This window comes from Streptomyces sp. NPDC020192 (genome assembly GCF_044388685.1).
Classification (GTDB): domain Bacteria; phylum Actinomycetota; class Actinomycetes; order Streptomycetales; family Streptomycetaceae; genus Streptomyces.
This window is the reverse complement of the sequence record NZ_JBIRXG010000007.1, coordinates 315,623-328,027: the sequence shown is the minus strand read 5'-3', so window position 1 is coordinate 328,027 and position 12,405 is coordinate 315,623. Positions and strand designations below refer to the sequence as shown.

Genomic DNA, 12,405 nt, shown 5'->3' with positions numbered 1-12,405 from the left:
GCCAATCATGACGAACTCCCGCTGCCGGGGGCCCGGCGGTGCCCGGCTCCGCCCCTCGGGTGACCCCGCCCGCGCGGCATCACCGATCCGGCGCGGGCGCACGTTTGGCTGATCGCATGATCAGCAGACGAATCGCGTCCCGGGGTGTCGCCGTCCTGCTCGCCACCATGACGGCCCTGCTGGCCGGCACCCTCGCCGCGGGCGCCGCACCCGCCGTGGTGGCCAAGCCCGCACCCCCCGCTCCCCGTACCGAACCGGAATCGGACCTCGTCCCCGGCGTGCCCCCCACCGGTCAGCAGTGGCAGATCGACACGCCCGACCAGGTGCTGCCGCCGAGGACGTACACGCCGACCCCCCGCGAGGACCGCATCGAGCCCCGCCGGGCGCCGGCGGGGGCGTACGACCTCGTCGAGTACGTGCCCCTCTCCGACGCCGTCACCAAGGTGACCTGCAGCAAGCAGACCGGGCCGTACCAACGGCAGGTGGAGCGCTGGCTGGGACTGAAGGCGGACGGACGGCAGTCCGGCGCCGACTGCAAGGCCATCCGCGCCTTCCAGCTCACGTACAAGATCAAGCCCGCGATCGGCTTCGCCGGACCCGTCACCTGGTCGACCATGATGCTCGTCTCGGCGAAGAAGAGCCCGAACGCGGCCAAGAACTGCCCCGTGCGGTCGTACAAGGTCGCCTGCGTCGATCTGGACCGGCAGCTCACCTGGGTGCAGAAGGGCTCCAAGGTCATGTTCGGGCCGGTGCCCATGCGCAGTGGGCGCGCGGGGCATGTCACCCGCAAGGGCTGGCACACCATCTACTGGCGGCACAAGAACCACGTGTCGACCCTCTACAACCAGCCCATGCCGTATGCCCAGTTCTTCGACGGCGGCGAGGCCTTCCACGCCGTCTACGGCAGCATCTACACCACCGTCGGCTCCTGGGGCTGCGTCAATCTGAGGCTCGGTGACGCGCGCACGCTGTGGGACGTGCTGAAGAAGGGCGACCACGTCTACGTATGGGGGCGAAGGCCGGGTACCTGAGACTGCGACCGGGGCCCGCGGGGCCCTCTGAGACACTGGGGGCGCGATGAGTGAGACAGCAACTGTGCCGACCGCCCCCCTGCGCGCCCGTGCCGAGATCGATCTGGGTGCCCTGCGCGCCAATGTGCGGACCCTGCGTGCCCGGGTGAAGGACGCGGCCGTGATGGCCGTCGTCAAGTCCGACGGGTACGGCCACGGGGCGGTGCCGTGCGCCCGCGCGGCCGTCGAGGCGGGGGCCACCTGGCTCGGCACGGCCACCCCCGAGGAGGCCCTCGCGCTGCGCGCCGCCGGTCTGGACACCCGCATGCTGTGCTGGCTGTGGGTGCCGGGTGGCCCCTGGCGGCAGGCGATCGAGGCCGGCATCGACGTGTCGCTGAGTGGGATGTGGGCCCTGCGGGAGGTCGTGGCGGCCGCTCGCGAGGCCGGGCGGACCGCGCGCGTGCAGCTCAAGGCCGACACCGGGCTGGGCCGCAACGGCTGCCAGCCCGGCCCGGACTGGGAGGCGCTGGTCGGCGAGGCCCTGCGCGCCGAGGCCGACGGGCTGGTGCGGGTCACCGGCATCTGGTCGCACTTCGCCTGCGCCGACGAGCCGGGGCATCCGTCCATCGCCGCCCAGCTCGACCGCTTCCGGGAGATGCTCGCGTACGCCGAGGGCCAGGGCGTGCGGCCCGAGGTGCGGCACATCGCCAACTCGCCCGCCACGCTCACCCTCCCCGAGACCCACTTCGACCTCGTGCGCACGGGCATCGCCATGTACGGCATCTCGCCCAGCCCGGAGCTGGGCACGCCGGCCGACTTCGGGCTGCGCCCGGTGATGACCCTCCGCGCCTCCCTGGCCCTGGTCAAGCGCGCCCCGGGCGGGCACGGCGTCAGCTACGGCCACCACTACGTCACCGCCGGCGAGACCACCCTCGGCCTGGTTCCGGTCGGCTACGCGGACGGCATCCCGCGGCACGCCTCGGGCACCGGCCCGGTGCTGGTCGACGGCAAGTGGCGTACGGTCGCCGGGCGGGTCGCCATGGACCAGTTCGTGGTGGACCTCGGCGGCGACGAGCCGGCCGTGGGCAGCGAGGCCGTGCTGTTCGGGCCCGGCGACGGCGGCGAGCCCACCGCCGAGGACTGGGCGCAGGCCTGCGGCACGATCGCGTACGAGATCGTCACGCGCATCGGCACCCGGGTTCCGCGCGTCTATCTGAACGCGGCCATGTGAACGCGCTCATGTGAACGCGTCCCCGTGAACGGGGAAGGACTCCGGTGACCCCTTCGGGAGACGCGACCCGGATCACGTGTAACACCGGTCATACCGGTGGGAGCGGCGGCAGCGGCACCATCGTTCGCGACCACCCGGCGGAACGCAGTACGGCGATGACGGCCACAACGGTGAAGAGGAGCGGTACGTGAGCGAGAGCAGCGCGGAGGCCGTGGCGGACGTCGTCGCCTCGGCGGCCGCCGCCTCCGCCGCGGGAGCGGCCGGCGGCTGGCGCCGGGCGACCGGCATCGCCGGTGCCGCGATAGGTGTGCTCGCCGCGGGCGCGGCGGCCGGGGTGGCCGTCGAGCGGATGACGGTGGGCCGCGGGATGCGCCGCAAGGCCCGGCTGGCCCTGGACTCCGCGGGGCCGTACGGCACCCTGCGGGGCACCCCGGGCCGGGCGCAGGCCGACGACGGCAGCGAGCTGTACTACGAGGTCGACGAGATCGAGCCGGACCCGGGGCCGAACGTCTCGCCCCGTCGGCGCCGGCTCTTCGGCCGCAAGGCCCCCGCCCCGGTCACCGTCGTCTTCAGCCACGGTTACTGCCTCAACCAGGACTCCTGGCACTTCCAGCGCGCCGCACTGCGCGGGGTCGTCCGCACCGTGCACTGGGACCAGCGCAGCCACGGCCGCTCCGGGCGGGGCGTGGCCCAGACCCGGGACGGGGTGCCGCTCACCATCGACCAGCTCGGCCGCGATCTGAAGGCCGTCCTCGACGCCGCCGTACCGGAGGGGCCGATCGTGCTGGTCGGGCACTCGATGGGCGGGATGACCGTGATGGCGCTCGCCGCCCAGTACCCCGAGCTGATCCGGGACCGGGTCGTCGCCACCGCCTTCGTCGGGACGTCGTCCGGGCGGCTCGGCGAGGTCAACTTCGGGCTGCCCGTCGCCGGGGTCAACGCGGTGCGCCGGATCCTGCCGGGCGTGCTCAAGGCGCTCGGGCAGCAGGCGGAGCTGGTGGAGAAGGGCCGCCGGGCCACCGCCGATCTGTTCGCCGGGGTCATCAAGCGGTACTCGTTCGCGGGGCGGGACGTCGACCCGGCCGTCGAGCGGTTCGCGGAGCGGATGATCGAGTCCACGCCGATCGACGTGGTCGCCGAGTTCTACCCGGCCTTCACCGACCACGACAAGACCGAGGCCCTCGCCTTCTTCGCGGACATGCCGGTGCTGGTGCTGGCCGGGGTCAAGGATCTCGTCACGCCCAGCGAACACAGCGAGGCGATCGCCGACCTGCTTCCGGAAGCCGAGCTGGTGCTGGTGCCGGACGCCGGGCACCTGGTGATGCTGGAACACCCGGAAGTGGTCACCGACCGTCTCGCCGACCTGCTCACCCGTGCGGGTGCCGTGCCGGCAGGGGCTACGGTTAGTGGCTATGGAACGACCGGCAGCACCAGCAGCTCCGCAGGACCCCGCTGAGACCCGGCTGACGATCACCTCGCCCGAGCAGATGCGGGAGCTGGGCCGCCGCCTGGCCAAGCTGCTGCGCGCGGGCGACCTGGTGATGCTCAGCGGCGAGCTGGGCGCGGGCAAGACCACGCTGACCCGCGGGCTCGGCGAGGGCCTCGGCGTGCGTGGCGCGGTCACCTCCCCGACCTTCGTGATCGCCCGGGTGCACCCCTCCCTCGGCGACGGCCCGCCCCTGGTCCACGTCGACGCCTACCGGCTCGGCGGCGGCCTGGACGAGATGGAGGACCTGGACCTCGACGTCTCGCTGCCCGACTCGGTGATCGTCGTGGAGTGGGGCGAGGGCAAGGTCGAGGAGCTGACCGAGGACCGGCTCCAGGTCGTCATCCACCGCGCCGTGGGAGACACCACGGACGAGGTACGGCACGTGACGCTGACCGGCCTGGGGGAGCGCTGGGCCGAGGCCGGCCTGGAGACGCTGGCCGCCTGAAACCTCGGGTTCCGACAGACCGTCGGCAAGATATTGCGCAGGACGTCCCGGGCGTGGTCCCATGGTATCCAGCTCGTGGTTAGGCATACCTAACCACCCCCGCCCCCGCACCTCAGGAGGCGTCCATGACCGCACCCACCCCCACCCGGGTCTCCATGCACGACCTGCTGGCGTCGTGCGCGGCGGCGGACGCGATCTCGAGACCACCGCGGGATTTCGAACGCCCCGAAGGGGCGACGAAGGGGGCGCGGGGCTGTGCTGAACATGCGGCTACCGCCGCGTGTGCGCGACAAGCCACAACGGACCCGCAGCCGCCGGACGGCACTTCGCGGCACCCCGTGGAGCGCAAAGCCGCCTAACGAATCACCACCACGGGCACCCTGATCGTCGCGAAGTTCCACATCGCGAGCCCGTCCTCCCGGCTCTCCCGAATGGCACCGGTCCGCACACCGGGATCCGCCGAAGCCTGCGCAGCCACCGCCGCGCTGAACCCGATCGCCAGCCCGTCGACGCTGCTGAACCGCACGACATGCTCGACGGGCAGGCCGTCGGTGCCGGTGGTCGCGCTGGAGCGGGAGGTGACCCAGTAGGAGCCGGGCGTCGGGTCGATGGTGCCGGGGTTCACCCTGAAGGTGCGCTCCACCTGGTTCGTGCGGTCGACCAGCCAGACCCGGTCGTCGTCCAGCGAGTACACGACCCGTTCACCCCGGCCGGAGCCGCCCGGCAGGGCCGTCGGGTGGCGGCGGTCCCGGGGCGCCTTGGTCGCGGTGGCCGAGGGGGACGCGCTGGCGCCGGGCCGGCCGGCCGGGCTCGCCGGTACGGTCCCCCGGGCCTGGTAGGCGAGGAAGCCGACGGCGCCGACGGCCGCCGCGGTGAGGCCGGCCACGATTCCCGAGCTGGTCCCTGCCACGTGCGTCCACCTCTGCCTCGTGCCGTACGTCGAGTCCGTACGTCATGCCGTACGTCGTGCCAAATGTCGTACTTCGTACTACAGACCGTAGCAGCCGGTGACCGTCCGGCCCGTACGGCGCTGCCCGGGGCGCAGGCGCCGTAGGCTGTTCGCGTGCTCTTGCTCGCTCTGGATACCGCAACACCCGCCGTCACCGTCGCGCTGCACGACGGTACGGACGTCATCGCCTCGTCGAGCCAGGTGGACGCGCGTCGGCACGGAGAGCTGCTGCTGCCGGCCGTGGACCGGCTGCTCACCGAGGCCGGGCTCACGCTGGACGCCGTCACCGGGATCGTGGTCGGCACCGGGCCCGGCCCCTACACCGGGCTGCGCGTCGGCCTGATGACCGCCGACACCTTCGGCCTGGCGCTCGGCGTCCCGGTGCACGGCGTGTGCACGCTGGACGGCCTCGCCTACGCCGCCGACATCGAGACGGGCCCCTTCGTCGTGGCGACCGACGCCCGGCGCAAGGAGGTCTACTGGGCGACCTACGCCGACTCGCGCACCCGGCTCACCGGCCCGGCCGTGGACCGCCCGGCGGACATCGCCGAGCGGGTCGCGGACCTGCCGGCGGTCGGCGCGGGCGCGCTGCTCTACCCGGACACGTTCCCGCGCGTCCACGAGCCCGAGCACGTGTCCGCCGCCGCGCTCGCCTCGCTGGCCGTGGAGAAGCTCGCCGCCGGCGAGGAGCTGCCGGACCCCCGGCCGCTGTATCTGCGCCGGCCGGACGCCCAGGTCCCCAAGAACTACAAGGTGGTCACACCGAAGTGACCGTGCGACTGCGCGAGATGCGCTGGTGGGACATCGACCGGGTCCTGGAGCTGGAGAAGGACCTGTTCCCCGAGGACGCCTGGTCCCGGGGCATGTTCTGGTCCGAGCTGGCCCATGCCCGGGGCGCCGAGGCGACCCGCCGTTACCTCGTGGCCCAGGAGGAGACCGGCCGTATCGTCGGCTACGCGGGCCTCGCCTCCTCCGGCGAACAGGGCGACGTGCAGACCATCGCCGTCGCCCGCGAGCACCAGGGCACCGGGCTCGGCGGGCGGCTGCTGACCGAACTGCTGCGCGCGGCGACCGCGTTCGAGTGCCACGAGGTGCTGCTGGAGTGCCGGGTCGACAACCTCAGCGCCCAGAAGCTCTACGAGCGCTACGGCTTCGAGCCCATCGGGTTCCGGCGCGGCTACTACCAGCCGGGCAACGTGGACGCCCTGGTGATGCGCCTGATCACTCACCGGACAACCGAAGAGAAGGACCATGGCTGACGAACCTCTCGTCCTCGGCATCGAGACCTCCTGCGACGAGACCGGCGTCGGCATCGTCCGCGGGACCACGCTGCTGGCGGACGCCGTCGCCTCCAGCGTCGACGAGCACGCCCGCTTCGGCGGTGTCGTCCCCGAGGTGGCCTCCCGCGCCCACCTGGAGGCGATGGTCCCCACCATCGACCGCGCGCTGAAGGAGGCGGGCGTCTCCGCCAGGGACCTCGACGGCGTCGCCGTGACCGCCGGCCCCGGTCTCGCGGGCGCGCTGCTGGTCGGTGTCTCGGCCGCCAAGGCGTACGCCTACGCCCTCGGCAAGCCCCTGTACGGCGTCAACCACCTCGCCTCGCACATCTGCGTCGACCAGCTGGAGCACGGCCCGCTGCCCGAGCCGACGATGGCCCTGCTGGTCTCCGGCGGCCACTCCTCCCTGCTGCTGTCCGAGGACATCACCTCCGACGTCCGCCCGATGGGCGCGACGATCGACGACGCGGCGGGCGAGGCCTTCGACAAGATCGCCCGTGTGCTGAACCTGGGCTTCCCGGGTGGCCCGGTCATCGACCGGTACGCGCGCGAGGGCGACCCGGGGGCGATCGCCTTCCCGCGCGGCCTGACCGGCCCGCGCGACCCCGCCTACGACTTCTCCTTCTCCGGCCTGAAGACGGCGGTGGCCCGCTGGATCGAGGCCAGGCGCGCGGCCGGCGAGGAGGTCCCGGTCCGCGATGTGGCCGCCTCCTTCCAGGAGGCCGTGGTCGACGTGCTGACCCGCAAGGCGGTCCGCGCCTGCAAGGACGAGGGCGTCGAGCACCTGATGATCGGCGGCGGTGTGGCCGCGAACTCCCGGCTGCGGGAGCTGGCCCGGCACCGCTGTGAGGCGGCGGGCATCGAACTCCGGGTGCCCCGTCCCAAGCTGTGCACGGACAACGGCGCGATGGTGGCCGCCCTCGGCGCCGAGATGGTCGCCCGGGGCCGGGCCGCCTCCAGCTGGGACCTGTCGGCCGACTCCTCCCTGCCGGTGACCGACCCGCACGTCCCCGGCCACCACGACCATGTGCACGAGGTCAGCAAGGAGAACCTGTACCGGTGACCGTCGCGCTGATGTGGGAGGGTCGGGCGGCCGAGGGCCGGGGGGCGGAGCTGCTCGCCTGGGCGCGGGAACAGCCGCTGGCCGGCCTGCCATTGCGCCGCGAGACCTTCCGCGCACCGCAGGACCGGGTGCTGGTCATCACGTGGTGGGACGCGCCGTACGACGCCGAGCTGCCCGAACTGCCCGAGCCGGACCCGGGGTTGGTGACCCGGGCGGTGCACCGCTGGCGGTTCGAGGCGGTGGCCGAGGGCTGAGGTTGAGGTGTCCGGCAGAACTGCGCTATGATCATCACACAGCGAACGGCCGGAAACCGGAAACGGAAAACGGCTTCGGACGCAGTGCGTTGGTGGTCCAAGGAAAGACGTCCCGCTTCCTGCGGGGAGATGCAGGTGCAAGGCCTGCCCGGCGCTCCACTCGAAACCCGCCCCGGTTCTCCGGGGCGGGTTTCGCCGTTGTCGGGGGTCGGCCGTGGTTACCGGTGACCGGCCCGCTGCGGCTGGACCTCCTCCGCAGCCGCGAATTCCGGTGGCACCGCCCGCCGTTCCCTCAGATGCGCGTACGCCATCAGGCCGAACAGCACCGCGAGCAGCACCGCCGAGGAACCGGCCGTACCCAGGTTCAGCCCGCCCTTGGCGACCGGCTTGGTCAGGAAGTCGCCGGCCGTGGCGCCCAGCGGGCGGGTCAGGACGAAGGCGATCCAGAAGAGCAGGACGTTCGGCACCGCCGGGACCTTCATCAGGGCGACCAGGACCAGCAGGACACCGGCCACCAGGGCCGCGCCGCCCAGGTAGCCCAGGCCCGAGCTGTCGGAGAGGAAGTCGCCCATCGAGGTGCCGAGGGTGTTGGAGACCAGGATCGCCGACCAGAACAGGGCCTCGCCCCGGAAGGTGACGATCTCGGTGATCTGGAAGGTCATCCCGCTCAGCTTCCAGGCGAGGAAGATCAGCAGCAGGAGGGAGACCAGGATCGCGGCGCCCTCCGGGTAGCCGAGGCCCAGCCCCTGCGGGCCCCAGCCGAGGGACGTGGCCCCTCCGGAGAGGTACTTGGCGCTGGCGTCCCGGTTCATGAAGTCGGACATGGTGGTGCCGGCCATCGAGGTCGACAGGATCACGGTCCAGTAGAAGAACGGGTTGTAGTGCTTCGAGCTGAGCTGGATCACCAGCGTCACCACGAACACCAGGAACAGGGCGATCGTGGTGAGGAAGTAGCCGAGCCCGAGCGTCTGGGAGAACAGGTCGCCCGCGGTCTCGCCCAGGGTCGTCGCCGCGATCTTCATGATCCAGAAGGCGAGCGTGACCTCGGGCAGCTTCTTCATGACGGATTTCGTCGTCGTCGAAGGCGTGGTCGTCAAGGGTGCTCCTGTGGGGGGAGTCGTGTGGGGCCCGACCCTCCCAGGGGCAACCTGAACGCTTCCTGAGCACGCGCCGCACAGGGCTTGCTTTTTGCCAGTGTTCGCGCTGGGGGCTCAGTCCAACTGTTCGAAGACCTCGCACCGCAGCCGCCGCTCCGCCCCCACCACCCGGACCGGCCCGGTGAGCCGCAGCCGGGCCGTGTGCCGTACGTCCGCGCTCGACGCGCCCAGCCGCAGTTCCAGTGCGCCGGGTTCCACCACCCGCGCGCCCGTGCGGTCCGTGAAGGACGACAGGTCGGCGTGGAAGCGGAAGGTGAGGCGGCGGGAGGCGCCGGGGGGCAGCTCCACGCGCTGGTACCCGATCAGCCGTACGTCGGGCCGGGTCACGCTCGCCACCGGGTCGTGCAGATACAGCTGGACGACCTCGGACCCGGCCCTGTCGCCGGTGTTGCGGACGGTGAGGGAGAGGTCGTGGGAGCCGTCCGTCGGGATCTCCGTCTCGGGGGCGTCCACCGCCTCCCAGGCGAACGTCGTGTACGAGCGGCCGTGCCCGAACGCGTACAGCGGGGTCGGGTCCAGGCTGCTGACGTCGCCGGCCAGGCCCAGCGGGGGCTGGAGGTAGGTCCAGGGCTGGCCGCCGGGCAGGCGTGGGACGCTCACCGGGAGCCGGCCGGAGGGGTTCACCCGGCCGGACAGCACCCCGGCCACCGCCGGACCGCCCTCCTCGCCGGGGAAGAAGGCCTGCACCACCGCGCCGAGCCGGCCCTGCCAGCGGCCCAGGGCGTACGGCCGGCCGGTCAGCAGGACGAGGACCACGGGGACGCCCGTCGCCACCAGCGTGTCCAGCAACTCGGCCTGTACGCCGGGCAGGTGGAGGTCGGCGACATCGCAGCCCTCGCCGGAGGTGCCCCGGCCGAACAGGCCCGCCCGGTCGCCGAGGACCGCCACGCACACGTCCGCCTCCGCCGCGCGGGCCACCGCCTCCTCGAAGCCGCCGGTGTCCGGGTCGTCGACCCCGCAGCCCGAAGCGAACGTCACCTTGGCGTCGGGGAGTTCGGCCCGCAGGGACTCCAGGAGCGTCGGGATCTCGATGCCCAGCGGAGTTCCGGGGTGCTGGGTGAGGACATGGGAGGGGAAGGAGTAGCAGCCGAGCATCGCCAACGCGTCCGCCGCGCGGGGGCCGACCACCGCGATCCGGGTGTCCGGGGCCAGCGGCAGCAGACCGTCGGGGTTGTCCAGCAGGACCACCGACTCCTCGGCGAGGCGCCGGGCCAGGGCGCGGTTCTCCGCCGAGTCCAGGTCGACCGGGCCCGCCGGCTCCGGCCGCCAGTCCTCGTCCAGCAGGCCCAGCTCGCACTTCTGGAGCAGCACCCGGCGGGCCGCGCGGTCCACCAGCGCCTCGGGGACACGGCCCGCGCGTACGGCGGTCACGAGCGGGGTGCCGTAGCACTTCAGGGTGGGCAGCTCGATGTCGATGCCCGCCGCGAGGGCCAGGTGGGCCGCCTCCGCCTCGTCCGCCGCGACCCGGTGCTGGGTCTCGAGGAAGCCGATGCCGAAGTAGTCGGCGACCACCGTGCCGGTGAAGCCCCACTCCTCACGCAGGAGTCCGGTGAGCAGGCGCGGGTCGGCCGACACGGGCACCCCGTCGGTCTCCGTGTAGGCCGCCATCACCGAGCGGGCTCCGCCCTCGCGCAGCGCCATCTCGAAGGGGAGCAGGGTGATGTCCGCGAACTCCCGTACGCCCGCCCGGACCGGGGCCAGGTTCCGGGCGCCCGCCGAGGACGCGTACCCGGCGAAGTGCTTGAGCGTGGCGACGACCCCGGCCGACTCCAGGCCGCGTACATAGGCCGTGCCGATGGTGCCGACCAGGTACGGATCCTCGCCGATCGTCTCCTCGACCCGTCCCCAGCGCGGGTCGCGGACGACGTCCAGGACGGGGGCGAGGCCCTGGTGGACACCGCAGGCGCGCAGGTCGTGGCCGATGCGCCGGCCCATCTCCTCGACCAACGCCGGGTCGAAGGCGGCACCCCAGGCGAGCGGCACCGGGTAGGCCGTCGCGCGCCAGGCGGTGAACCCGGCCAGGCACTCCTCGTGCGCGACGGCCGGGATGCCGAAGCGGCCGGCCGCCGTGATACGGCGCTGGGCGCGGGCCAGTGCCTGCGCGCCCAGCGCCGGGTCCACGGGGGCGGTGCCGAAGGAGCGGGTCAGCTGGCCGAGGCCACGGGTGATCAGCTCGTCCCATTCGATGGCGGAGGAGCCGGCGGTCATCTCGCGCTGCAGGGGCGCGACCCCGTCGCCGTCCGTGGCGGCGCCCACCCAGACGCCGTACAGCTGGGCGGCCTTCTCCTCCAGGGTCATCCGGGAGAGCAGGTCGGCCACGCGGGCGTCGGCGGGCAGGGCGGGGTCGCGCCAAGGAGCGATGGTCATGGGACTCCCGAGCTCGTTCGCGAATGTTTCGTTGACTACTCCGAATGTTCCGGGAACCTATGGCGCGCACGAGCCTTCGTCAAGAGGTCCTGCGGGGATTACGATCGCGGGCATGAAACCTTCGAAGCCCACAGAAAACCAGACGGCGACGCTCGCCGAGATCGCCCGTGAGGCCGGGGTGTCCGCTCCGACTGTTTCGAAGGTCCTCAACGGCCGCGCCGATGTCGCTCCGGCGACCCGCACCCGCGTCGAGGAGCTGCTGCGTGCCTACGGCTACCGGCGCCGGCGCGCCGAGGCGTCCCGCTCCCCGCTGATCGACCTGGTCTTCCACGAGCTGGAGAGCGCCTGGGCGATGGAGGTCATCCGGGGCGTGGAGAACGTGGCCCGGGACGCCGGGCTGAGCGTCGTGCTGTCCGAGTCGGCCGGGCGGCTCACCCCGGGCCGGACCTGGGCCGACCAGGTCGCCGCGCGCCGCCCGCACGGGGTGGTGCTGGTGCTGTCCGGGCTCGACGAGTCCCAGCGGGCGCTGCTGACCAGCAGGTCCATCCCGTTCGTGGTGATGGACCCGGCCGGTGACCCGGGCCCGGACGTGCCCTCGATCGGCGCCACCAACTGGCAGGGCGGCCTCGCCGCCACCCGCCATCTGGTCGAACTCGGCCACACCCGGATCGGCGCGATCAGCGGCCCGTCCCGGATGATGTGCAGCCGCGCCCGGGTCGACGGCTACCGGGCCGCGCTGGAGACGGCCGGCCTGCCCGTCGATCCCTCGCTGATCGTCGGCGGCGACTTCCACCACGACGCCGGCTACCGGCTCGGCCTGGAGCTGCTCGGCCGCCCCGACCGGCCCACCGCCGTCTTCGCGGGCAACGACCTGCAGGCGCTCGGCCTGTACGAGGCCGCCCGGGAGCTGGGCCTGCGCATCCCGGAGGACCTCAGCGTGGTCGGCTTCGACGATCTGCCGGTGGCCCGCTGGGTGGGCCCGCCGATGACGACCGTACGGCAGCCGCTGACCGAGATGGCCGAGGCGGCCGCCCGGCTGGTGCTGGAGCTGGGGCGCGAGCCGGAGGAGCGGGCGGCGACCCGGGTGGAGCTGGCGACGAGCCTGGTGGTGCGCAGCAGTACGGCGGCGCCGGCGTGACGCGGGTGGCCGGAAGTTGACGTAT

Annotated in this window: 12 protein-coding genes; 9 read left to right on the top strand and 3 right to left on the bottom strand. The window is 72.9% G+C overall.

The window, feature by feature from the left end:
• Positions 1 to 116: 116 nt before the first annotated feature.
• The 4 genes from ACH47Z_RS16925 (at position 117) to tsaE (ending at position 4,175) form a co-directional block, all read left to right on the top strand.
• Positions 117 to 1,031, top strand: coding sequence for a L,D-transpeptidase (locus ACH47Z_RS16925; protein WP_399074180.1), 915 nt, complete (start codon positions 117 to 119; stop codon positions 1,029 to 1,031).
• 46 nt (positions 1,032 to 1,077) lie between these two features.
• Entirely contained in the window at positions 1,078 to 2,241 is a 1,164-nt protein-coding gene (gene alr / locus ACH47Z_RS16920; RefSeq protein WP_399074178.1) for an alanine racemase, read from the top strand.
• A gap of 187 nt (positions 2,242 to 2,428) precedes the next feature.
• Entirely contained in the window at positions 2,429 to 3,697 is a 1,269-nt protein-coding gene (locus ACH47Z_RS16915) for an alpha/beta fold hydrolase (protein ID WP_399074176.1), read from the top strand.
• Positions 3,654 to 4,175, top strand: coding sequence for a tRNA (adenosine(37)-N6)-threonylcarbamoyltransferase complex ATPase subunit type 1 TsaE (gene tsaE, locus ACH47Z_RS16910; protein ID WP_399074174.1), 522 nt, complete (start codon positions 3,654 to 3,656; stop codon positions 4,173 to 4,175). Before ACH47Z_RS16915 ends, tsaE begins: the two co-directional genes overlap by 44 nt.
• Positions 4,176 to 4,530: 355 nt before the next feature.
• Here the strand turns inward: tsaE and ACH47Z_RS16905 are convergent, their stop codons facing one another.
• Positions 4,531 to 5,085, bottom strand: a complete 555-nt coding sequence (locus ACH47Z_RS16905) for a hypothetical protein (protein ID WP_399074171.1) — start codon at positions 5,083 to 5,085, stop codon at positions 4,531 to 4,533.
• 153 nt (positions 5,086 to 5,238) lie between these two features.
• Between ACH47Z_RS16905 and tsaB the strand changes: the two genes are divergently transcribed.
• The 4 genes from tsaB to ACH47Z_RS16885 are packed head-to-tail and all read left to right on the top strand — an operon-like array spanning position 5,239 to position 7,718.
• Positions 5,239 to 5,895 carry a tRNA (adenosine(37)-N6)-threonylcarbamoyltransferase complex dimerization subunit type 1 TsaB gene (tsaB, locus tag ACH47Z_RS16900; protein ID WP_399074169.1) on the top strand — a complete coding sequence of 219 codons (657 nt, stop codon included), beginning with the start codon at positions 5,239 to 5,241 and terminating at the stop codon, positions 5,893 to 5,895.
• A gap of 17 nt (positions 5,896 to 5,912) precedes the next feature.
• Positions 5,913 to 6,383 carry a ribosomal protein S18-alanine N-acetyltransferase gene (gene rimI / locus ACH47Z_RS16895; RefSeq protein ID WP_399074245.1) on the top strand — a complete coding sequence of 157 codons (471 nt, stop codon included), beginning with the start codon at positions 5,913 to 5,915 and terminating at the stop codon, positions 6,381 to 6,383.
• Positions 6,376 to 7,464, top strand: coding sequence for a tRNA (adenosine(37)-N6)-threonylcarbamoyltransferase complex transferase subunit TsaD (tsaD, locus tag ACH47Z_RS16890; protein WP_399074167.1), 1,089 nt, complete (start codon positions 6,376 to 6,378; stop codon positions 7,462 to 7,464). The genes rimI and tsaD overlap by 8 nt, the downstream gene beginning before the upstream one ends.
• Entirely contained in the window at positions 7,461 to 7,718 is a 258-nt protein-coding gene (locus tag ACH47Z_RS16885; protein ID WP_399074165.1) for a hypothetical protein, read from the top strand. Before tsaD ends, ACH47Z_RS16885 begins: the two co-directional genes overlap by 4 nt.
• A 218-nt stretch (positions 7,719 to 7,936) precedes the next feature.
• Here the strand turns inward: ACH47Z_RS16885 and ACH47Z_RS16880 are convergent, their stop codons facing one another.
• Together ACH47Z_RS16880 and ACH47Z_RS16875 are read right to left on the bottom strand one after the other, a co-directional pair.
• Complete coding sequence (locus ACH47Z_RS16880; protein ID WP_399074163.1) at positions 7,937 to 8,815, bottom strand: hypothetical protein; 879 nt, start codon at positions 8,813 to 8,815, stop codon at positions 7,937 to 7,939.
• A gap of 114 nt (positions 8,816 to 8,929) precedes the next feature.
• Positions 8,930 to 11,242: a glycoside hydrolase family 3 N-terminal domain-containing protein gene (locus ACH47Z_RS16875; RefSeq protein ID WP_399074161.1), complete on the bottom strand. Its 2,313-nt coding sequence runs from the start codon at positions 11,240 to 11,242 to the stop codon at positions 8,930 to 8,932.
• 112 nt (positions 11,243 to 11,354) lie between these two features.
• Here ACH47Z_RS16875 and ACH47Z_RS16870 point away from each other — a divergent pair, with 112 nt between their 5' ends.
• Positions 11,355 to 12,380 (top strand): LacI family DNA-binding transcriptional regulator, encoded by a 1,026-nt coding sequence (locus ACH47Z_RS16870; RefSeq protein ID WP_399074159.1) that lies wholly within the window; start codon positions 11,355 to 11,357, stop codon positions 12,378 to 12,380.
• Positions 12,381 to 12,405 lie beyond the last annotated feature (25 nt).

Coding starts and splice junctions, on each gene's coding strand:
- alr (WP_399074178.1), top strand. CDS start 1,078: ATGAGTGAGACAGCAACTGTGCCGACCGCCCCCCTGCGCGCCCGTGCC.
- ACH47Z_RS16875 (WP_399074161.1), bottom strand. CDS start 11,242: ATGACCATCGCTCCTTGGCGCGACCCCGCCCTGCCCGCCGACGCCCGC.
- tsaE (WP_399074174.1), top strand. CDS start 3,654: ATGGAACGACCGGCAGCACCAGCAGCTCCGCAGGACCCCGCTGAGACC.
- ACH47Z_RS16925 (WP_399074180.1), top strand. CDS start 117: ATGATCAGCAGACGAATCGCGTCCCGGGGTGTCGCCGTCCTGCTCGCC.
- tsaD (WP_399074167.1), top strand. CDS start 6,376: ATGGCTGACGAACCTCTCGTCCTCGGCATCGAGACCTCCTGCGACGAG.
- rimI (WP_399074245.1), top strand. CDS start 5,913: ATGCGCTGGTGGGACATCGACCGGGTCCTGGAGCTGGAGAAGGACCTG.
- ACH47Z_RS16870 (WP_399074159.1), top strand. CDS start 11,355: ATGAAACCTTCGAAGCCCACAGAAAACCAGACGGCGACGCTCGCCGAG.